Source organism: uncultured Bacteroides sp., assembly GCF_902491285.1.
GTDB lineage: Bacteria > Bacteroidota > Bacteroidia > Bacteroidales > Bacteroidaceae > Bacteroides.
Genome location: NZ_CABUHK010000003.1, coordinates 121,406 through 144,151, shown reverse-complemented (window position 1 = coordinate 144,151; position 22,746 = coordinate 121,406). Strand labels below are relative to the sequence as shown.

At 43.5% G+C, this 22,746-nt stretch carries 17 protein-coding genes; 3 read left to right on the top strand and 14 right to left on the bottom strand.

Translation table 11 applies throughout. The features are described 5' to 3' along the window. Window positions 1-569 (top strand): head GIN domain-containing protein (locus tag RDN93_RS01705; protein ID WP_308743938.1); only part of this gene is annotated, 569 nt, incomplete at its 5' end. A 678-nt stretch (window positions 570-1,247) separates the two neighbouring features. Here the strand turns inward: RDN93_RS01705 and RDN93_RS01700 are convergent. The 14 genes from RDN93_RS01700 to RDN93_RS01635 form a co-directional block, all read right to left on the bottom strand. After that, window positions 1,248-1,772 (bottom strand): RNA polymerase sigma-70 factor, encoded by a 525-nt coding sequence (locus RDN93_RS01700; RefSeq protein WP_308743937.1) that lies wholly within the window; start codon window positions 1,770-1,772, stop codon window positions 1,248-1,250. Between the two features lie 226 nt (window positions 1,773-1,998). Then, on the bottom strand, window positions 1,999-3,147 hold the full coding sequence (locus RDN93_RS01695) for a DUF1735 and LamG domain-containing protein (RefSeq protein WP_308743936.1): 1,149 nt from the start codon (window positions 3,145-3,147) through the stop codon (window positions 1,999-2,001). 42 nt (window positions 3,148-3,189) lie between these two features. Further along, complete coding sequence (locus RDN93_RS01690; RefSeq protein ID WP_308743935.1) at window positions 3,190-4,344, bottom strand: glycoside hydrolase family 18; 1,155 nt, start codon at window positions 4,342-4,344, stop codon at window positions 3,190-3,192. 23 nt (window positions 4,345-4,367) lie between these two features. Continuing rightward, complete coding sequence (locus RDN93_RS01685) at window positions 4,368-5,984, bottom strand: SusD/RagB family nutrient-binding outer membrane lipoprotein (RefSeq protein WP_308743934.1); 1,617 nt, start codon at window positions 5,982-5,984, stop codon at window positions 4,368-4,370. Window positions 5,985-5,991: 7 nt separating this feature from the next. Then, a complete protein-coding gene (locus RDN93_RS01680) occupies window positions 5,992-9,072 on the bottom strand; it encodes a TonB-dependent receptor (RefSeq protein WP_308743933.1) in 3,081 nt (1,026 codons plus the stop codon). 522 nt (window positions 9,073-9,594) lie between these two features. Then, window positions 9,595-10,074 (bottom strand): hypothetical protein, encoded by a 480-nt coding sequence (locus RDN93_RS01675; protein ID WP_308743932.1) that lies wholly within the window; start codon window positions 10,072-10,074, stop codon window positions 9,595-9,597. Beyond that, entirely contained in the window at window positions 10,064-10,573 is a 510-nt protein-coding gene (locus RDN93_RS01670) for an RNA polymerase sigma factor (protein WP_005682408.1), read from the bottom strand. The genes RDN93_RS01675 and RDN93_RS01670 overlap by 11 nt, the downstream gene beginning before the upstream one ends. Before the next feature lie 61 nt (window positions 10,574-10,634). Beyond that, window positions 10,635-11,408, bottom strand: a complete 774-nt coding sequence (argB, locus tag RDN93_RS01665; RefSeq protein WP_308743931.1) for an acetylglutamate kinase — start codon at window positions 11,406-11,408, stop codon at window positions 10,635-10,637. A gap of 57 nt (window positions 11,409-11,465) precedes the next feature. Beyond that, the gene (gene speA / locus RDN93_RS01660; protein WP_308743930.1) at window positions 11,466-13,358 is read right to left on the bottom strand and encodes a biosynthetic arginine decarboxylase; all 1,893 of its coding nucleotides are present in this window, start codon (window positions 13,356-13,358) and stop codon (window positions 11,466-11,468) included. 70 nt (window positions 13,359-13,428) lie between these two features. Then, entirely contained in the window at window positions 13,429-14,499 is a 1,071-nt protein-coding gene (locus RDN93_RS01655) for a hypothetical protein (protein WP_308743929.1), read from the bottom strand. A gap of 10 nt (window positions 14,500-14,509) precedes the next feature. Next, a complete protein-coding gene (locus RDN93_RS01650) occupies window positions 14,510-16,276 on the bottom strand; it encodes an HSP90 family protein (RefSeq protein ID WP_308743928.1) in 1,767 nt (588 codons plus the stop codon). Between the two features lie 9 nt (window positions 16,277-16,285). Beyond that, the gene (locus tag RDN93_RS01645; RefSeq protein ID WP_308743927.1) at window positions 16,286-18,787 is read right to left on the bottom strand and encodes a hypothetical protein; all 2,502 of its coding nucleotides are present in this window, start codon (window positions 18,785-18,787) and stop codon (window positions 16,286-16,288) included. Between the two features lie 222 nt (window positions 18,788-19,009). Next, on the bottom strand, window positions 19,010-19,537 hold the full coding sequence (locus tag RDN93_RS01640; protein ID WP_308743926.1) for a shikimate kinase: 528 nt from the start codon (window positions 19,535-19,537) through the stop codon (window positions 19,010-19,012). Window positions 19,538-19,577: 40 nt separating this feature from the next. Next, entirely contained in the window at window positions 19,578-20,180 is a 603-nt protein-coding gene (locus tag RDN93_RS01635; protein ID WP_308743925.1) for a nitroreductase family protein, read from the bottom strand. A 139-nt stretch (window positions 20,181-20,319) separates the two neighbouring features. On the opposite strand from RDN93_RS01635, the gene RDN93_RS01630 reads away from it, so the two are divergent. Beyond that, window positions 20,320-20,955, top strand: a complete 636-nt coding sequence (locus RDN93_RS01630) for a ribonuclease H family protein (RefSeq protein WP_308743924.1) — start codon at window positions 20,320-20,322, stop codon at window positions 20,953-20,955. Between the two features lie 81 nt (window positions 20,956-21,036). Further along, entirely contained in the window at window positions 21,037-22,737 is a 1,701-nt protein-coding gene (locus tag RDN93_RS01625; RefSeq protein ID WP_308743923.1) for a glycosyltransferase family 39 protein, read from the top strand. The last annotated feature ends 9 nt before the right edge of the window (window positions 22,738-22,746 follow it).

Sequence of the window (22,746 nt, the reverse complement as noted above, 5' to 3'; positions counted from 1 at the left end):
TCCATAAGCGTTTGTCTTTCAAATTAATCCATCAAATTGATAAGAATTTAAAGTATAAAAAGAACGTCACTATCCGGAAAGGTAAACTGGAAGTCAAAGTATTCTCACCGGAACTGAATAAATTAACGATTAACGGTTCAGGAGATATACACTTCGCCAATGGCATACAGACCAAAGAAGATATATCACTCAGCATCAACGGTTCGGGAGACATTAAAGGCGAAAAGTTCAAATGCCGGAGAATGACTGTATCCATCAATGGATCGGGAGATGTGAAGCTTCAACAAATAGAAAGCAAAGAATGCATTGCCAGTATTGCCGGTTCCGGCGATATCGGTCTGAGTGGTAAGACCCTCAATGCCGAATATAAGATTGCAGGGTCGGGGAATATTGGAGCCGACAAGCTGAAATCAAAAAATGTATCAGCCAGTACAGCCGGCTCCGGCAGTATCAGTTGCTACGCCACCGGAAAACTGACAGTACGCGTGGCAGGAAGCGGAGATATAGCCTATCGGGGAAATCCTCAAGAAATAGACGCTCCACGAAAAAATATACGGCAGATTAAATAATTTCAAATATCTAGTTTAAAAAAAACTTTGATGATATTTTATGCTCCAGCATGATTGTTTATGTTATTATTAAAAATATGGTTCAATAAGCAACTGGATACTGATTCACATAAGTATAACATAAACTTTTGACTCATAAATTTCACCAGTTTCACCTTCTCTCTGAAACATCGATGAATAAGGAGATAGCGGGTGAAAGCGTGGGGTAAAATAAAGTAAAATACCTTGTTGTTGCTTTCATCTATTGAAGTTATTTATATCGGTTGTCGGGCATATAGGGCCAGTGTGTCCGGTATATAGTTCCAACGTATTGGCCATATATACCCAATGTGTTGAATCTATATATGCTGTAACTCAACTATTAACAAGAAAAATCCAAGGTATTAACGCCTTACATCCAGGCTGTTAATACCTGATGGTTATCTATTAATACCTGACACCAAATTTGCTATAAGCATATTTTCATTAGCTATAATCATATCCGGATTAGCTATAATGATATCGGTTTTAGCTCAAAGGACATTTCGAAAAGACAAGGTGAAACCGATAATGTTCTGTTTTTACCAGAATTTACCACTTGCTTTCACCCGCTATCTCCTTATTGATCGGCATTTCGACAATCAGGAGAAATCGATGAACAGCAATGATCTTATAGTGGCATTTATGATACTTTATTGATTAAGAAAGACTAATCAATACCTTTCTAAGCTCTATTCGTGTTAAATATATCTGTTGTTCTACTGTACGGACAGAAATGTTCATTCTTTCAGCTATTTCGTTATGGCTTTTTCCTTGAAAACGGCTGAGTTCAAATACAGTTCTTCTTCGTTCAGGAACTTTCTTTAGTACTGTATGAATAGTTTGCAGCATTTCACGATAATAGATTTCTCCAAGGAAATTATCATCTATATAGGATGTCTCCTTGATAAACCGTTCCTGATATTCCATCTTTTTCTGTTGGTGCTTAAATATATTTAAAGCAATATTCCTAGCCATAATCAGAAGGTAGGGGTCAAGCTTTCTTTCATTATTCAACCATATACTCTGTTGTTCCCAAAGTTTTGCAAAAACTTCCTGAACCACATCTTCTGCATCAAATTCTGACTTCAATATGCCATAGGCAAACTCCTTCACTTTAGAATAGTTAACTTCAAGCAGTTGCATAAAAATATCATTATCGGCGAACTGATTATCATTTTTCATAGTAAAAAGATAGGGTGTAAAGCTTAAGAATATATTTGTTTTTAGAAGTTCCTACAAAATCTTTTTATTCCAGTGACTCCTATAGCCTATTTTATATTTAAGCATAAATCAATGGGTAAAAAAATACGGAACCCCTTTCCAGAGTCCCGTATCTTTTATTTCACACAAGACATACAGTGTATCTTATAAAATTCTTCTTTCTCGATTATAAGATGATCATACTGTTTTACTTGACACTAATAGGTGTATCCAGTTTTTTAAAGCTTCTGATGTTAGTCGCTCCGTCCATGTTATTACCGGAAGCGTCTTTGATATACGACATTCCATCTTTTTGGATCAAATCCGTTCCATTCAGCTTATAATAAGCAGCCAGACCATCCGATTCGGGATCAACAGAAAGCATATTCTGCTTGATTTGATTTTCCGTACGTGCCACCCTCCAAAGTCTTACTTCGCTCATGGTTCCGTAGAATGGACGTTCTCCCCACATGAAGTCTTTTACTTTTCCTACAAAACATCCGGGAGAGGTAGATAAGTCGAAACTTGCAGTATCCCAAGTATTTTCGGAAACTTTCTCTCCGTTGATGTAAAGCACGGCTTTTCCTGATGGCTGGTTATAAGTAAATGCTACATGATACCATTTATTCGTTGTGAAAGATTGGGAAGAATGGAATTGTTTTGCTCCGGCAATTTGCATCCAGTCATTGTGCCCGTCAGGTAAAGCTTGGTCGCCTATACGAAGGATTAAAGTACCTTCTGTACCCATAATCGTATTATTGTCGAAGAGCCGGCTCGCATTAATCAATGCTTCATAAGTGATAGATGTAAAGGGAGTACTTGCACTTACGGGGATTTGTATATAGCTGCTGGAAAAACTACCTGCAGTAGTAATCTTCACAGGTTTACTTATCACCAAATACGTAATTCCTGACCTGTCGATGATTGGCAGGGAAGCCGACTGGATACATACAGGCAATACATATGTTTTACCTTCCTCAGCATCATTTATCCCACTCATTTTAACAGCTATATTAGGGGCATAAATTTCTCCCGCACCAATGGTGACAGACTGGGTTTCCATATTTGCTTTTGAGGCGTCAAACGCTACGTAGTTTGTACCATGTTGGCTGTTATAATCCTCTACCGCACTTGCATCGGCTATTGCGTAAGTTATTTCTACGGGCGAAGAATGCTGAGAAGAAATTCTTGCCTGCAGGTTGTAAGTGAGCACATCATCATCTGATGTTTCAATACTAACCTTGCTTTCCTCAAAATAAACTTTGGCTTTTAACAAGTCCCCCTCACTTTCATTGCAATTGTAAAGCAACGTTCCAATGGCAAAACATGCTATGTATTTTAGTAAATTCTTATTCATATCGGTATAATTTCTTTATATCTTGTTATTAGATTCCGAAAATTATTTTTCTTCAGGTTTGACAGTCTTTTGGCTATCTTTCCATTCGTTAAATACCTGTTGATTAATTTGTATAGCTTGGCGCATCCATTTATAGTCAGGGTTGTTGCCATAGTCGTTGTCAAAACGATATGCACCTACACCACCTTTATATCCTTCTTGAGGCATCCATCTAGCTTGACCCAATAACTGCCCGCCGTCTGAAGCTGAAGATTCAAAGTTTTCCGTGATGATCAGCTTTTTATAGTTTTTACTTAGAGGAGTTTGATCAGGCGAACTGTGACTATAAGACTGTGTAATCCAATAGTCCACGTATTCGTCTATTTCTGCATCGAAATCACTTATATACCCGTCAATGACGAGCAATTTGTGTCCTTTCCCTTCCGGATCACTTTTGGGGCCAATGTATTTACCCATTTCTTTTACTAGAAACATTATATTGGGATATATAGTTCTGTATGTCTCTCGATCAAGATATGAATATGTCAATGTCCCATCTTTGTCATTAAAACCACCAATCGGTTCCCAATCGATATCGAAGCCATCCCAATCGTTTACAACCAAAGAATCACAAAGAGCTTTAGCAAATCTAATCAGAGCCTCTTTCATATCATCGGCTGTAGGGTCACCAGACGTGTACCCCCAAAACTCCCAGCGTATTTTCTTTTTTGCTTCTTTCAGTTGGTCGGCAGACCATCCTTCTTCTTCGGCCTGTTTCTCTACCTCTTCATAAATCCGTTCGGGAGTTCTTCCTTTTCCCAAATGAGAGAGCAAACTTACTTCCAGCAACTTGATACCTTTCACTTTCTGCACAAACTCTTTGTCCTCCTTTTGCGCTTCTGTTATTTCGTATCTTCCCGGAGCACCACTCCACATGGATACAATATCCATACTGTCGGGCACAGAACTTAAATAGCCCTTTCTTATAACTCCCGCCGGCGCCCAGTTAGAGAACCAGCCAAAAGCTACAGGACGATTGTAGTCATTTGCAGTTTCTTTGTATGCACGCAGATTAGCATAATATGCTTCGCTTTCTCCATTATTCATCGTGTTGTAACCGCCGATGTGTTCAAAATCCAATCTTTCCACATCCGTACATGATGTGAATATCATTCCCACAAGAGGAATCATATATAAGAGTCTCTTCAATACTTTCATAATATGAATATTCAATAAGTTTGTTATTTGCGAACCCACCATAAGTCCGTAGTTGCTTTATCTCCACCTGCTCCCAATTTGCTTACAGCATCTTGATAATTAGCTCTGTCTTCTTTGGACTGAGAGAAACTTCTCGGATAAACCATCCGCCGGATTCCCTTTATATCACTAATATCATTTCCATTGTTGACTTGCACCGTATTTAACTTTGGATATCCCGTTCTCCTCCATTCCGTCCAAGCTTCTTGTCCGTTAGGGAAGAGGGCAATCCATTTTTGAATCATGATTTTTTCCAACTTTTCTTCTTTAGTTCCTGTAAACTTAGGAGTAGCCTCAGTCGGTGCAGGACGTGTATATGTATTATCCGCCGGTGATGAAATCGATATTGCCACAGGTACACCTGCCGAAGCAATGTAGGTATCCACGTTTGTAGCAAGATCATTTTCCTCAAATGACATCTGGATTCCTTGCTTATACAGTGTTTCTGCATCACCAAAACCTTCTCCCGGCCATTCCAATGCCGCTTCAGCTTTCAAGAAATACATTTCTGATGCACGCATCCAATAAGTCGGTGTCCTATTGGTAAAGTTCGGCAGAGAATAGTCCTGATAAGTTCCAGCCTCTTTGGTATTTCCGGTAGGAACCGGCGCATACTTCTGACTATCAAAAGCCGTGAGCGCATACTTGCTTGTGGAAGTTGCATAATATTTGCCCAGGCGAGGATCTTTATACCCGTTCAAATATGCATACAGTGATGTACTCATGCGACAGTTGCCATAATTGGCAGCCAAATAATTGATATTATTCTCAAATGTATATCCTGCACCAACGCTGAGTTGTGCTTCGTCTTCTTTAGCAGTCATTACGCCTACACTATGTTCCAACGCAACTTTCGCCCATTGCTTGGCCTTATCCGGAGCACAATATTTTAAGCGTATGGCTAAACGTAACATCAACGAGTTAGCGTATTTCACCCATTTATTCACACTTCCCGCATATACAGGGTCGAAATCTTCAGCTATTTTACCTCCGGCTTCTGCCAGGGGAGTCAGATTAGTTATAGCCTCCTGTAAATCCGCAAATATGGCATCATACACCTCTTCTTCAGTGTCAAACGGAATCACTAAAGCGGCTTCTCCCGCATGCTTATAAGGGATGGGACCAAAACTTTCAAGAGTTTTATACCAGCATGAAATCTTCAAAATCTGCGCCAATGCAAACATTTCCGTAGCCCCAGTCTTCTCGGTATTTAGTTTTATTTTTCTCCATGGAGAAAATGCTTTGGTATAGGTACTTGTATATGTAGCCGCAATCCAATCATCTTTCAGATAAAAAGAACTGTGGTCGTTACCACCGTCCCAAGTTTTATTTTGGCTGAAGTATCCGCTCCACATATCGGCAGACAGATTGAATGCTATTTGATACTCATTATATATGTCTGTACTGTTTGCCACAGTTCCCACCGGAAAGACTTGTCTGGCTAGCCCTGTAATAGAACCTCCCACAGCAATACCGTCTCGCTTAGACATATCATCGGTCACTTCATACGGGTTGGTGTTTATTTTTTCGTAATCACAAGATGTCAGTAATGGCAATATGCCCAAAAACATCAGTAGCTTATATTGATTTATCTTTTTCATGGTTGCATTATAATTTTACTTTAATACCAAAGCCGAAGCTTCTTACACTTGGTTGCATGAAATAGTCATTACCTTGACCGTAAGTTCCCACAGATGGAGTCAATTCCGGATCGAAAGGAGCTTTACAGTAGAGCATCCATGGATTGTTGGCAGTGAACGACAGAGTAACATCTCTCAATACATTCTTGAACCATGAGTTGGGGAATATATAACTCAATGTGAGTTCTTGCAAGCGGATGTTTGTCGCACTATACACATAATAACCGGAAGTGCTGTACTCACCCGTTCCAATCATCTTATAATATGTTTCCGCATCCACACGTCCTTGCCCTGGAAGCAATACACCACTCTGATCGCGAGCCTCTCCTGATACCTTTGATACCCCAAAGCGATCGAGAAGAGCTTCTGTAGATGAAGTTACTACACCACCGAAACGCCCGTTAATAAGAAAGCTTAGTCCGAAGCCTTTATAAAAGAATGAGTTGTTCCATCCCATATTGAAATCGGGGGTAGTCTTACCCAGGAATACCGGTTCTATGTTCTCCATTCCATACGCACCATCTTCTTTAATATCTACGAATCCCTGGCTGTCTTTCTTTAAGAATCTGTCTGCGTAAATATCATGGATGCTACCACCTACTTTCAATAGTGTGCGTCCATTTTCTTTCCGTACTTCGGGAATATTGATAGGCTCCAGACTAATCTCTGTACGGTAGTTTTCTACCATTTCCTTAATCTCATTGACGTTACGTGAGAATGTCAGATTGGAAGAAATCCCGAAATCACCGAATTTGTCATTGTAGCCCAAAGAGACTTCCCAGCCACGGTTTTCTACATTTCCGGCTTGCAGATAAATTTGTTTGTAACCAGAATATTCGGGTAGGTCACCGAGGAAAGTCTGATTATAAGTATTCGATTTATAATAAGTAACTTCCGCACTCAACTTGTTCCACAGGCGGAAATTCAATCCAAACTCATAAGAACGAGTACGTTCTGCTTTAAAATCTGTAAACGGATAAATTTGATTTTCTATGAGGCCTCCTCCGGTAATAGGAGTGGTGACAGTACCCGGAGTCAACCCAGATCTGGAAATAGGTGCTCCTACTTCTGTATAGGAACCACGTACTTTCAAATAAGATATGAATTTAGGCAGCTCAACCATCTCACTAACAATAGCGGACAAACCAACTGAAGGGTAAAAGAACGATTCTTCATTGGTATTAACCAAACGGGAGTTCCAATCATTACGCCCGGTCAATGTCAGATATAACATACTCCTATATCCCAATTCCACATTGGCAAAGATGGCATTATTACGAACACGGCTATCGCCTTCCTTCTCTATCACACGTCCCTTACTAGAATCAATGTTACTGGCTGCAAACATATTAGGCACTAACAACAACGGGCCTCTGTAACCTCTTGACTTTGCCCAATAATTAGAGTAACTATACCCCAAGTTGGCAGAGAGGTTGAAGTCTTTAATCTGCTTGCTAATGTTTACCATAAAATCTGCATACTCCTGACGGTCTTTGTAGGTGTTGTATTCATACAAACCCTTTTTAGAACCTTCGGTAAATACGTCATCAGAAGATGCATATATTTGCCGATCGAAGTCGATGTATGAATCATCCATACGGTAGCGAGCTGCTACGTTTATCCAATCAAAAATCTTGTATGTCAAGCCAACATTGAACATGTAACGGCTCTTTTCACTTGGGGCTACATTTCGATAGGCTGTCCAATAAGGATTTTGTGAAGCATAAGTACTTTCACTTACCGGCCAATACTGCTCTGAAATGTTTCTACCAGGATTTTCGCGTTCAAATGTCTTGATTCCCTCCCAACTTTCACCACGAGGAAACAAATAAGCCGCCATAATTGGATTCCAGTATTGTCCCTGTGAAACCATGTTCTGGTCTTTTTGTTTCACATAAGATGCTCCTAAATCCATTTGCAATTTGTCATTGAGGAATGTAGACGTATTGCGGAAGGTAAAGTTCAAACGGTCGTACGTATTATTAGGTACAATTCCTTTAGAATTAGTTGACGAGATGGAGGCAAAAGTCTGGTTTTGCTTAGTGCCGGTAGTCAAAGTCAACGAATTGATAAGGTTTGTTCCGGTATTGAAGAAGTCATTCTTAGGATCGTATGAAGTTGGGGTGGTCATCTGGTCACCCCAGCTTTCGTATATGCCATCTTTGTTTCTGTAAGTAGTCTGAAACTCAGGAGTCATATACGCTTTACTGAACTCTGTAGAAGAAGAGAACGAAATGGATAATTTCCCTTCTTTCCCTTTTTTCGTATTAATTAAGATAACTCCGTTTGCTGCACTACTACCATACAATGCAGCTGCTGACGGGCCACTCAATACAGATATACTTTCTATATCTTCCGGATTAAAGTCAGCAATACCTTCAGTCGTAGCTCTTCCTTCACCCAGAACATCACTACCAGACCCCAGAGTCGTATTGAACAAAGGAATACCATCTACTACATACAGCGCACCGTTGTCACCTTCAATTGACTTGGCACCACGCATTATAACACGTGCAGAACCTCCAGCACCACTGGCACTTTTATTTATGGTAACACCGGCAATTTTACCGTTAAGTGAGTTAACAAAGTTAGCGTCTTTTGTACGTACCAGCTCATCTGATTTTATTTGCTGTACATTGTAACTCAGCGCTTTCTCTGCACGTTTGATACCCAATGCTGTAACAACAACTTCATTCAGCGTCTGTGTATCTTCACCCAAAACAATGTTCAGGAGTTTAGAGTTTGCCACTGTTACTGACTGACTTGCATAACCAATATACGAGAATTCAAGGATATCACCAACAGAAACTTTTAAGGAGAAGTTTCCTTCCAGGTCAGTTACGGTGCCATTAGTAGTGCCTTTCACCAGCACACTTACACCAATCAGCGGCTCTCCCTTGGTATCTTTTACAGTACCGGAAACACTGATTACATTGTCTTGTACTTGACTGACGGGATGAGAATCAAATGCATATGCACTCCCACCACTTGCAAGTAACAACAAGCTAAAAAGCAGACAGAGACCTTTGCGATTCAGATTTGTTTTCATTCAATATTAAATTTAAAATTAAAAAGTGTTTTAACGACTAAGAGATATCAATATTTACACGTGTAATTGCGAATTATGTTTCAGATAAAGAATTGCAGAATTTCAAGTCATCAAGAATAACTACATAATAATTGTTTGTTTCCATTTTGGTATGAGTTTGTGGGTTAACGGTACAAATATATATAATATATGTAAATACGCAATAGAATGTATGTTAATTATTTAGCGATATACCATTTTATATTAATCAATGAATCAATAATGCACGTTACACCATTATTATACATTTATGCTAAGTGTTGCATCACAATTGAATGATAATTCAAATTTAAGCAAGGATTGATTTGTTAAGCCCAAAACCCCGAAAAACATAAAAGGGCTACTGCATCACGCGGTAGCCCATTTATTTAGTTAGTTTTTATCTAAAAATTTGAGAGAATTGAAAACTTCACAGTTTCGCTTTCGTTGTTGTTTTAATTAAGCACACTAACTATATTATATGTTTAAAGCAAATGAAAATGTCTATTCGTTCATAACCTGCACCTTGTGATTAATCCTCGCCAGACTGTCAGCGAGAACCTGGTCGGCTTTCACATCATTCGAGATGGCGACCGACGGTGCTGTTACTTGTTTACCAATGGTATCCGTTGCCAATATACTTCCGTCATCACCGGAGAAAGAATGTTGTGCCACATTCCCCAGTGAAAGGATGATTGCAATTACGGCAGCGGCCTTAAACAGAGGGATAAAACGGCCGGTCAGTGTCAAGCGTTTTGCTTTTACGACCACAGGCTCCACCTCTGCCAGAATACGAGCGTCAAAGTCTTCGCCCAGCCCTACTTCCTGCTGAACCTGCTGATAAACAAACAAGTTCTTATAGCGGAGCAAATGAGCCGGTACGTCTTCTTTCGAGAAGAAGTTGCGCAATACCGCTTCCTCCTCGACAGAAGTTTCGCATTGCCAGTATCGCTCCAGGAGCTGTTCTATATCCTTATAATCCATATTCGTCAATTTCTAAATACCTTTGTTTTACCTTTTGCCTGGCTCTGAAGAGATTCACTTTGACTTGTTCCTCTGTCAGATTCAGCAGGGTTGCAATTTTTTTATAGCTTTCACCTTCAATGTCCCTCAGTTGCATGATAAGCCGCTGTTTTTCGGGAAGTTCGTTGACCAACCTATTGATGATGTTCATTTTTTCATCATGAATCATCCGATCGTACGGACTGTTTGCATCAGGTTCTTCCTCCATTTCGGGGGTGAGTTCCACGTTTTGAGCCTCTTTCTTCTGACTCCGGTCTATCGCAAGGTTCTTTGCCACTATCAGGCAATAGGCTTCAACCGATTCAAATTGCGACCACTCATCCCGCTTGCTCCACACTCTTATCATGGTGTCCTGAACGACATCCTCGGCTTCTGCCCTATCCAGGGTGATTCTGAGCGCCAATCGAAAGAGTTTGTCCTTCAACGGCAAAATATCGTTTCGGAAGCTGATTTCTTGCATCTCTATAATAATGACGGGCTAGGATATGAAAAGTTACAGTCGCCCACTACTTTTTTTTGAATTATTTTTTTATTCTTGTTCCACCGTTACCGTTAATCGCTGATGCTAAGGTAATTATCACTTCGGACACTCCCGCATTTATTGCATCAAAAGAGTTCTCCAGTTTAGGAATCATGCCACCTTGAATAACGCCGTCAGCTATGTATTGTTCGAATTCCGCACGGGTAATCTGAGGAATCACGCTATCATCATCATTCTCGTCACGCAACACGCCTTTCTTCTCGAAGCAATAGACCAACGTTACGTCAAACAGAGCCGATAGAGCCTTCGCCGTCTCTCCGGCAATGGTATCCGCATTGGTATTCAGCATATTGCCTTGTCCGTCATGTGTCAGCGGCGCCATCACCGGAACGACTCCTTTGTGTATCAAGTCCGACAACAAAGTAGCATCCACCTTTTCCACATCACCGACAAAACCGTAATCCACGTCTTTCACCGGACGTTTCACCGAACGGATTACATTCATATCCGCTCCGGTCAGCCCCAGCGCATTGACTCCACGAGCCTGCAGCCCGGCAACGACACTCTTATTCACCAGACCGCCATATACCATCGTCACCACTTTCAGCGTCTCCGCATCAGTAATACGGCGGCCATTTACCATTTTACTTTCTATTCCCAGTTGCGCGGCAATCTTTGTAGCCGAACGGCCGCCACCGTGAACCAGCACCTTATGGCCGTTGATAGCGGCAAAGTCGTTTAACAACTGACGAAGGGTGGCGTCCTCTTCTACGATTTTGCCACCCACCTTAATAACTGTTAGTTTTTCTCTCATTTATTAATTTCTAATAAGTTCACCGAATGAAGAATCCGGTTCCGGCGCCTTGCCGGGTTATTCTAAGTACGTATATCCGTAAAGTCCCGAACGATAGTTGGAAAGGAACTCTTTCCCTTCTTCCAGGGAAATCTTACCTTCTTTCACTGATTTCGTAACCCAAGTTTCGAGCGTACGCACCAGCTTCTTCGGATTATACTGTACATAGTCCAATACTTCCGCCACCGTTTCTCCGTCAATAATCTGTTCTATATTATATCCTTTCTCATTCACAGAAACATGCACGGCATTCGTATCACCGAACAGATTATGCATATCTCCCAGAATCTCCTGATAAGCCCCCACCAGGAAAACAGCTAAATAATAAGGCTCTGTTTTCTTCAGACTGTGCACAGGCAGGTAATGAGCCACATTGCGTGTAGAGATAAAGTTTGCAATCTTACCGTCCGAGTCGCACGTAATATCCTGCAAGGTAGCCGAGCGTTCCGGTTTTTCATCCAACCGCTGAATAGGCATAATCGGGAAAATCTGGTCAATCGCCCAAGAGTCTGGAAGAGACTGGAACAGCGAGAAATTGCAGAAATACTTGTCTGCCAACAATTTGGACAATCCACGAAATTCATCAGGCGCATGTTTCAAACCACCGGCAATCTGATTAATCTCACGCGTGATAGACCAGTACAGACGCTCGATTTGCGCACGGGTTTTCAAATCCACAATTCCGTGGCTGAACAAATCCAACGCTTCTTCCCTAATCTGCTGGGCATCGTGCCATGCTTCCAACATCTTGTTCTGATTCAGCGAATCCCATATACCATATAGTTCCTGCACCAGTTCGTGCGCGTCAGGAGCAATTTCCTCTTCGTCATCCCATTCCGGCAAAGTAGCCGTTTCGAGCACCTCAAAGATAAGCACCGAGTGATGTGCTGTCAATGCTCGTCCACTTTCCGTAATGATATTCGGATGCGGGATGCCGTTCTTATCACTCACGTCCACCAAAGTAGAGATTGAGTCGTTCACATACTCCTGGATGGAATAATTCACGCTGCCCTCACTGTTTGACGAACGGGTACCGTCGTAATCAACCCCCAATCCGCCGCCAATATCCACAAACTCCACGTTGAACCCCATCGAATGAAGCTGCACATAGAACTGTGACGCTTCACGCAAAGCCGTCTTGATACGGCGGATCTTCGTCACCTGACTACCGATATGGAAATGAATCAGCTTCAGGCACTCCTTCATTCCTTTGCTTTCAAGAAAATCGAGTGCTTCGAGAAGCTCACTGGAAGTCAGGCCGAATTTGCTGGCATCACCGCCCGATTCCTCCCACTTACCACTGCCGGAAGAAGCCAGTTTGATGCGGATACCGATATTGGGCTGCACATTGAGTTGCTTCGCCATCTTGGCAATCAGCTTCAACTCGTTCATCTTCTCCACAACGAGGAAGATACGCTTGCCCATCTTCTGCGCAAGCAAAGCCAGTTCAATATAACTTTCGTCCTTATAACCGTTGCAGACAATCAATGAGTCAGAGTCCGTATTGACAGCAATCACCGCATGAAGTTCCGGTTTGGAACCGGCCTCAAGTCCGAGATTGAACTTCTTTCCATGACTGATAATCTCTTCCACCACGGGGCGCATCTGATTGACTTTAATCGGATAGATAATAAAATTCTGGGCTTTATACCCGTATTCTTCCGCCGCCTGCTTGAAACAGGACGACATCTTTTCGATACGGTTGTCCAGAATATCCGGAAAACGCAACAGCATGGGAGATGCCACATCCCGCAGTTGTAACTCATCGACCAGTTCTTTCAAGTCGACAGCCACTCCATCCTTACGCGGTGTAACAACAACATGACCTTTGTCATTAATACTAAAGTACGAGGTTCCCCAACCTGTGATGTTGTAGAGCTCCTCAGAATCTTCAATACGCCACTTTCTCATTTTTCTGTAATTCGGTGTTTTTAGTAAATAATTGGACGGCAAAAATACAGATTAATCTACATGTTGCCAATTAATTGGACACAATTTCTTTCAATCGGTCTGTATATCCGCTATTTCCGTTACGGGCATCATATCTTTGTGCCAAATCGGCAGCCTGCTGATAGAAATAATCGCGAAGCTCGGAAACGGCATAGACCCCGTCCGCACGATAAAGAGGAAACTCTTCCGGCAAAGAGAGCCGGACTTCCTGACGGTCTGCATATTTCAAGGTTTCCACCATGTCACACGAGAAACGATATTTCTTCAGCGAATTGCTGCGCAAGCTCCAGTCCGTGCAACGTTCTACATACTCCCAACCCCTTTCCGGCTTCGTCATCATGTTATAAGCGACAAACAGCCCCATGTATGACAATAAGTACTCATCCTTTTCTCTTCCCGCCAGCGCCTCTTCGGCACGTGCACACATATCGGCGGCAATCTCCGGCTTGCCGGCTTTCAGCGCATAATAAGAAAGTTTCAGATAAGCACGAAGGTTGGCCTCATAACAGGTCACCTGCTTGTTAATCAACGGCTGCGCCCGGCTGTAAGCCTCATCAAACTGTCCCGTCTCCAGAAAATAATCCAGCATAAAGTTCAGTTCACAGGCTTCACACGACTGGCCGTCAATCTTCTCAGCCAGCATCTTGTCGATATACTCTTTCGCCTTGTCATACTGCCGCATCCATACACACTCTACCGACCAGCGGTGGTAATAACTCCGCAGAGAATACCCGTTCCGGAGAATACGCTCTTTATAATCCTCGCCTACCGCTTCCACCTGTTCCATCGGAATGTCCGGCACATCGAACGTGCAGGCCCATATCCACTTATACTTCCACAGCAAATCATCCTCTTTGATGATGTCCTTATGATTTTCATAATCATCCAGGATTTTAGAGAATACGGTAATCTCTTCCGTATCCGCCGAAAGCAGATTCAGTTCATAAATAAGGTCGAGCCGCATCTCCGTAGCCCATTCCACATCTTCATTCTCGTCCGCAATGCGAATCGCCTCTTTCAGCAGATTCGCTTTCTCACGAGGACGCAGGCTGTCGTTCTGAGTCTGCAACAGCAGTTTTTGTATCTCAAGCGTGTATCTCATATTCTTTCAATTAATTCAGGAAGTTAATAAAATCATTCATTTTCGATGTCATCAGTTCGCTGAGCGAATGATTGAAGAGTTCCATTTCCTCGCTGTTCACCGGATATTTCCCTTGCAGGAGCGACTGCACATACAATATATGCACCACATGCTGGAACATTTTATTGTCTCCTTGTATTTGCAGTAAAGTCCGCACCATCTCATTATCGGCATTGAACGTCAACGTAGGCGGAACCTGCTTTGCGGCATTCACCGACCCCAGCACGGCAGCCAACGGATTATTGGCACTCTTCGTTGTATTCTCCTTCTCCTCAGCCACAAATATCACCGGAATATCCACTGGTGTAAAATGTTTCAGACGGCAAACACAGCCAAAACGCTTCAACAGCTCATTCGCTTTTGCTTCAAAAGCCTGGAACTCCATCCTGCACTCCACTTCTCCAAACTGTTCCAGCAGCCGTGAAGGAGATATTTCATCCAACGTCAGTTCCGGATTCAGACGGACATACTTTCTCAACAACGCCTCATCAAACGTATAGGCGGCATTCACAACCAGCCACCCTTGCGCTCCGGCGATACGCCGTACTTGCCGGAAATCTTCCAGATTCCGGGTAAAGCATATCACATTGCCCGCCGAACGGATACTTCCGAAACTACGTATTCCCTTATTCGTCTCAAAAGGAAGATAATCCATAAACAAGCGGAGCAATTCATTGTCTTCCGAAGCAATCGCCTTGATATGGAAATGATGAACATCCATAATCTTATTGAACATGGTACGGTTATTCTGCACCAGTCCCCGCAAGTAATCCTTGATAGCTGCTCCAATCTCCTTCCGGGCATCCTTCAGCAAATCATTGCTCACCAAAGACTCCCGCGAAGCGGTAGACAACAGCCCGTCCGCATTCACCAGACAACGGATAAAGAATGCCCACGGTGGCAGCAGATTGCAGTCGTCCTCGCTCAGCAGCATACGTTTCAGATATACCTTATGCGAATTGCGCACGGAAAACTGCGTACGGAAAGGCAAGACATAAAGCACTCCTTCCACGCGCCCGCTTTCAGTACGTATCCTGAAAGCATCGAGGGCGGACGACTGGAAAGCCTTCACCCCATAATCGAGCAACTCCTTACGGGGCGATTTCGGATCGAGCCAGACAGGCGAAGGCGTATTCACCAGCTCCTCTTCACCTTGATAATGCAGGTAAATGGGATAAGGCAACACCTCGCCATAATTGACCAGTATCTTTTTAAACATCTCGTACTCAAAAAGATGCATCCAGTCACTTTTGGGATGCAACACCACCTGCGAACCGATTGACTGCTCCTCGTCAGACAAAGCCAGCTCGTACGTGCCGTCCACCTTTCCACACCAGCGGACAGCCTGCCCGCCCATTGCAGAGCGGCTTTCCACCCTAATCTCATTGGTAACCACAAAACAGGACAACAGTCCGATACCGAACCTGCCTATAAAGTCATCCGCATCGGGCGTATCCCGTTTCGAACTTTCTCCGATAATAGTAAGGAAGCGGTGCACCTCCTCTTCTTTCAGCCCGATTCCATTGTCCCGGAATATCACCGTTTTATCATCATTCAGGAAGACATCAATACGGCCAGCATAATTCTCGTCAATATTGCGCAGTGCCGTGATGGCATCCACACAATTCTGCAATAACTCCCGGACAAAAGTATTCGGATTACTATAAATATGTTCCGACAACAGGGCAATCATCCCCTTCAGGTTGACCTGGAACAAATTATTTTCTTCTTTCTCCATGTTCCTTTCTTATTTTCTCCTTCTTCCGGTGATTTTAAGAGCTTTCTCATTGCCGTTCTCGGCAGCCTTCTCGAACCACTCCATAGCAATCTCGTCATTTTCCTCTACACCATTTCCCATCAGATAGGCGTTTCCAAGTTCGAACTGTGCTTTATCGTTATTCTTTTCGGCAGCTTTCATCAACCATTGTACAGCCGTTTCCGGATCGGGCGTGCAACCTTCGCCGTACATCAGCATCTTGCCGAGATAATAAGTCGCGCCGACATTCTCGTTACCCGCCGCATCCGCAAACCAGCGATAGGCCTCGGCGTAATTCTCCTTCACGCCTACTCCATTATAATAACAAAGTCCGGTGCGATACATACTTGCCACATTCCCGCTATCCGCAGCTAGTGTGTAATATTTGAAGGCTTCCGTCTCATTATCTTCCACTCCGATACCCATCTCATAACAGATACCCAGCCCTTCGCTGTACCATTTATACTCATCGGCAGCTTTTTTGAAATACGAGTAAGCCTTTTCCGACTCATTCAGCCTGTCATAATCATACAGGTAATACTCACCCATACGTATCATAGCCATAGGAACTTGATTGGCAACCGCCTTTTCATACCACTCTACGGCCTTCTTGTTATCTTCCAGGCAGGAGCCGTAACCGAAGAAGTTGTAATCCCCCATTTTAAACTGGGCGTAACCATAATTCTGCTCCGCCGCCTGCGTCATATATTCCACAGCCTTTTGCGGGTTCTCTTCCACTCCGTTACCATTCTCATAAGCCAGCCCCAACTCAGTCAGACAGCGGGCTTCATTCTTTTCCACCCCTTTGGAGAACCATTCAAGCGCCTTGTCGAAGTCCTCTTCCGTACCGAGCCCATGCTTATAGCAACGTCCCAACGCAAAAATCGCATCCGTATCACCTGCTTCGGCAGCTTTTATATACCATCCGAAAGCCTCTTCCGGCCGCGCTTCACCTAGAACACCTTTTTCCAGATAAAGCCCTACACGGAACATAGCATAAGGATAACCCTCACCGGCAGCCTTGCTGCACAGTTCAAAAGCTTTTTCATAACTCTCCTCCACTCCGTCACCATTCTCATATAAGAACGACAACTCTACCAAAGCAAAACAGGAGCCCAACTCAGCCGCTTTCTCATAATATTCCCTTGATTTCACGGCATCCGTCACACCACCATACCCGTTTGCCAGATAAAGAGCCGCACGGCAGTATCCGTCAGCATTTTCCATCGAAGCCGCTTTCTCATAATACTCCATTGCTTTGACATAATCCGGTTCTTCGGACAAGAAGCCGCGTTCATACATCCATCCCAAACGATAGGCTGCATTTCCCGAACCCAGCCCAACAGCCTTCTCCAGCAACTCTTTCGCACGGCTCATGTCCTCTTCCACCAAATCACCGTTGAAGTACACGTTTGCCAGTCCCTCGATACCCGGCACATAATCATCTGCCACACATGCCTCAAGACACGCCAGCCCCCGTTTCACATTCTTATAGTCATCATTGTACAAGTAAATCAGTGCCAACTCATACGCACTATACAACTCGCAATAGAGCACTCCCTTTTCCAACCATTCAATCGCTTTGGGCATATCCAGCCACTCTTCTTCCTGATAATTATATCCCAGGAAGCCAGCAGCAGACCACACACCGGCACGCCAGGCCTTTTCCCAAAGTTCAAAGGCCAGTTCTTTCGGTTTGCCCAGTTCCGGATAACGGAAATAAAGCGTACCCAGATTTTTAAGAGTATATAAATTCGGAACTATCTCCAATGATTTCTCATAACAAGCAGCTTCTTCCGCCACATTCCCCTCTTCCCTGTCGAGTGCATCTCCCAGCGCAGCATAGGTATGGGCACGCAAACGATGTCCTTCGGGCAGCTCGTCCAACAATTCCTGACGTATCTGCAACGCTTTCTCTTTATTGCCTGTAAATTCCTCGGCAAAAGCACGATAATGTTTTCCCCACAACAGAGCTTCGGGAGAAGAAAGAGCCGCAAAACGACGTTCACCTTCTTCCTTATCCTGTTCGCAATAAAATCCCATAAATTTCCAATAAGCAACGGTCGCTTCCGCTTCCGCCCACCCCATATCGGCAGCTTTTTCGTAGAATGGGAACAAATAACTCATATCACGTTTTCCGCAGCGGGCTTCGGAATACTGGGCACCTTTCTGTGCCCACCCCGCACCGCTGAATACAGCCACACGGTCGCATACCTGCATCACCTTCTCCCACCAGAATTCATATTCTTCTTCGTTGAGATCGACCTCGACATTACAGTCGAACGCACTGAATATCAGTTCAAAGAAATCTTCCGTCAGTTTCTCGTCTTCCCGGGTATCCAAAGCATATTCGCACACAGCCAATGCCTCCCACCAGTTTTCAGCATTCAATAATGAAGTCGTCGTGTATTGCGGGAACCATGCCGCAGCAGGTTTTCCTGAAGTCTTAATTTTAGCAGATAATCTCTCAAAATTCTCTTTTAATGTTTCCATGATGTAGGTTTTTTACCTTGTTTTTATATTATAAATCTCGTAACGAGCGCCAAGGTACAAATATTGACCGAATGAACAAAAAAGAGAATCAAAAAAGATAAAGTCTGATACACGATTCAGGCACGGATTACACAGATTACACTGTCGCTCTACAATACATATATTTAGAGGAACCGTGAAATCCGCGTAATCCGTGCCTGTAATTATGCAAAAATTCTATTTTTATAATCCGAGAAGTTGTTGCAAACGCTGAACGGAAGCGGCAATCTGCCAACGGTCTTCCAATTCGTCGGCATTGAAGACATACTGTGCCTGAGTATAGAAAGGAGCGCGTTTCTCCAACGCCTGCACAATGAACGCTTTCAGTTCGTCATCCTCTTTTCCCTGAAGAATGGGACGTTGCTGTTTGGCTACACGCAAGCGCCTGAACAACACATCGGGATGCACATCAAGGAAAACCGTCTTCCCCACCCGGTTCATAAATTCCATGTTATCAAAAAAACAAGGCGCTCCACCTCCCGTAGAAATTACCACATTCTCAAACTCGGCTACTTCATGGAGCATGCTCCTTTCCAGTTCCCTGAATCCTGTTTCGCCCCGTTCGGTGAATAATTCTCCAACAGTTCTGTGAAAACGCTCTTCGATATACCAGTCCAAATCAATGAACGGTACATTCATCTTACGGGCAAAAGCCTTGCCCAACGTCGTTTTTCCGGCACCCATATAGCCGGTAAGGAAGATACGAACCATAAATGACTAATTTTGCTCACAAAATTAGTCATTTAATTCATTATTTGAAAACTTTCACCCGTTCTTCCAACGGCTGGAATTCTTTTTCCCCCGGTTGGGCGGTAGGAAGCCCGAACGGCATTTCCGCAATTAAATGCCAGTGTTCCGGCAAATTCCATGCGCGGCGCACTTCTTCGTCAATCAACGGATTATAATGTTGCAGCGACGCTCCGAAACCTACATCTTCGAGCATTACCCATATAGCGAGTTGATGCATTGCCGAAGTCTGCAATGACCATCCCGGAAAGTTTTCCTGATAAGACGGGAAAGCCTCCTGAAGTCCTTTGACCGCTTTCTGGTCTTCAAAGAACAAAACGGTTCCATACCCGCAGGCAAATGAATTATCTATTTTCTCTTCTGTCTTTACGAAAGCCTCGGCCGGCACAATCTTCTTCAACGCATCCTTTACAATCTGCCACAATTTCTTGTGAGATTCTCCCAACAGCAAGACTACGCGTGTAGTCTGTGAATTGAATGCCGACGGCACGTGGCGCACTGTCATATTGATGATACACTCTATCTCCTGATCCGGTATAGGCGACTGATTAGTAATTGAATAGTAAGTCCGACGTTGTTTTAAAGCCTCGCTAAAAGATTTTTCCATGATAGCTCCTTTCTTTAGTTCATATTCTTAAACTCTCTTTTTTTTATAACAAGTAGCGCCTCTAACTTGTTCAGTTAGAGAATATATTTGTACCTTCGCACCGTCAATTCATTGACCCTATTTAATTCATCGTCAAAAAATGGCTAAACAGAAATTCTACGTAGTATGGGAAGGCGTCACGCCCGGAATTTACACCTCCTGGACGGATTGCCAGCTTCAAATCAAAGGATACGAAGCCGCCAAATACAAATCATTCGATACTCGCGAAGAAGCCGAGCGGGCACTCACCATGTCTCCCTACGCCTATATCGGCAAAAACGCGAAAGCTAAACCAAGCGGAACAAAAGCTTCTCCGGACACATTGCCTGCTTGCGTGATTGACAACAGCCTGGCAGTCGACGCTGCTTGCAGCGGCAATCCCGGCCCCATGGAATATCGTGGGGTACACATTGCCAGCCGGCAGCAAATCTTCCACTTCGGACCGATGAAAGGGACGAACAATATCGGTGAGTTCCTGGCCATCGTGCACGGACTGGCGCTATTGAAACAAAAAGGATTCGATATGCCTATTTATAGCGACAGCGTCAATGCCATCAGTTGGGTACGCCAGAAAAAATGCAAGACCAAACTTCCCCGTACCGAAGAAACCGAAGAATTGTTCCTGCTGATAGAACGGGCGGAAAAGTGGCTGAGGGAGAATACCTACACCACACGTATCTTGAAATGGGAAACGAAAGAATGGGGGGAGATTCCGGCGGATTTTGGCAGAAAATAAGAAAATCAGACCAAATTCACTCAAATATCTTCCTATCTTTGAACGCTGAAAGTTTTTACATCTAACACATATTATAAATATATGAGAAATAAACAATTTATTCTTCTGACTATTATTTGTGTCATCACCCTTCTTCCCTTTTTAGGGCTAACCGATTTCCATACAAAAGGAGAACCACGCGAAGCCATCGTTTCGTATTCAATGCTCGAAAGCGGCAATTGGATTCTGCCGGTCAATAATGGTGGAGATATTGCTTATAAACCACCATTCTTTCATTGGTGTATCGCTGCCATTTCTTCTATTACGGGCGAAGTGACCGAATATACAGCCCGTATGCCGTCAGCTCTAGCCCTGATAGCGATGGTATTAGGAGGATTCTTATTCTATGCCAAGCGTAGAGGAACCGGTATCGCCCTGCTCATGGGATTAATTACCCTCAGCAATTTCGAAGTGCACCGTGCTGGGATGAACTGCCGCGTAGACATGATGCTAACCGCCTTTATAGTCCTTGCTTTATACCAACTTTACCGATGGTGTGAGAAGGAGCGAAGAGGCTTTCCCTGGATAGCCACTTTATTGATGGGCTGCGCCACACTTACCAAAGGACCGGTGGGAATTCTTCTCCCCTGCCTGGTGACCGGTGTTTACCTGCTTCTGCGCGGTACCAACTTCTTCAAAGCCTTCTTTTCCATGGCATTGATTGCCATTACCTCTTGCATCCTGCCCGCTATCTGGTACGTTGCCGCTTACCAACAGGGAGGAGACAACTTCATCGCGCTAGTTATGGAAGAAAACTTCGGACGTTTCATGGGAAAAATGAGTTATGAATCTCACGAGAACCCGGCCTACTACAACATCATCACCGTTGTGTCCGGCTACGCACCTTATACATTGTTAGTTTTACTTTCCCTCTTTACGCTGACTTATACCAAAGTGACCGGCAAGCCCCGTGAATGGTGGAATAAACTCACGACCTACATCCGAGAGATGGACAACACACGCCTTTTTTCTTTATTAAGCATTGTACTTATCTTTGTTTTCTATTGTATCCCCAAGAGCAAACGCAGCGTCTACTTATTACCTATTTACCCGTTCATTGCCTATTTCCTGGCAGAATACATCATGTATCTGGCAGGCAGGCACTCCAAAGCAATCAAAGTATATGGCGGCTTTTTGTCTGTCGCAGGTATTCTTCTCCTAGCTACATTCATTGCCATCCAACTGGGATTAGTACCTGATACAATCTTCCACGGCAGACATGCTGCTGAAAACATCGCTTTCTTAAATGCCCTGAAAAATATATCGCTCAATGCCGGTCATATCCTTGTGATATGTTTACCTTTGCTCGGAGCCATCTACTTTTTCCATACAATCAAGCAGAAAGCACCTGATATGAAATTAGTATATGCCACGCTTTTTGTAACGTTCTCGCTCTTTATGTCTTTAGATGGCGCTTATCAGCCTGCCATACTGAATACCAAGTCGGACAAGGGAATGGCTACAGAAATTCAGGAAATTGCTTCCGGCAGTAAGATATACTCCTATATAGCCGTAGATATGCTACGTTTCTATACTGTTAACTTCTATCACAAAGACCAGATAGGTTTGTTTGAAAAGGACATGCCGTCAGAAGGATATTTATTAGTAGGAAAGCATGATTTCGAGGGCTTCAAACCCAGATATGAGTCGCGATACTCCTTTGAAGAAGTATATCAAAGTCCGAAAAGAGGATGTGACATTCGCGATATAATCTATCTATATCACTTTAAAGAGAAAAAATAGAATCAAAAA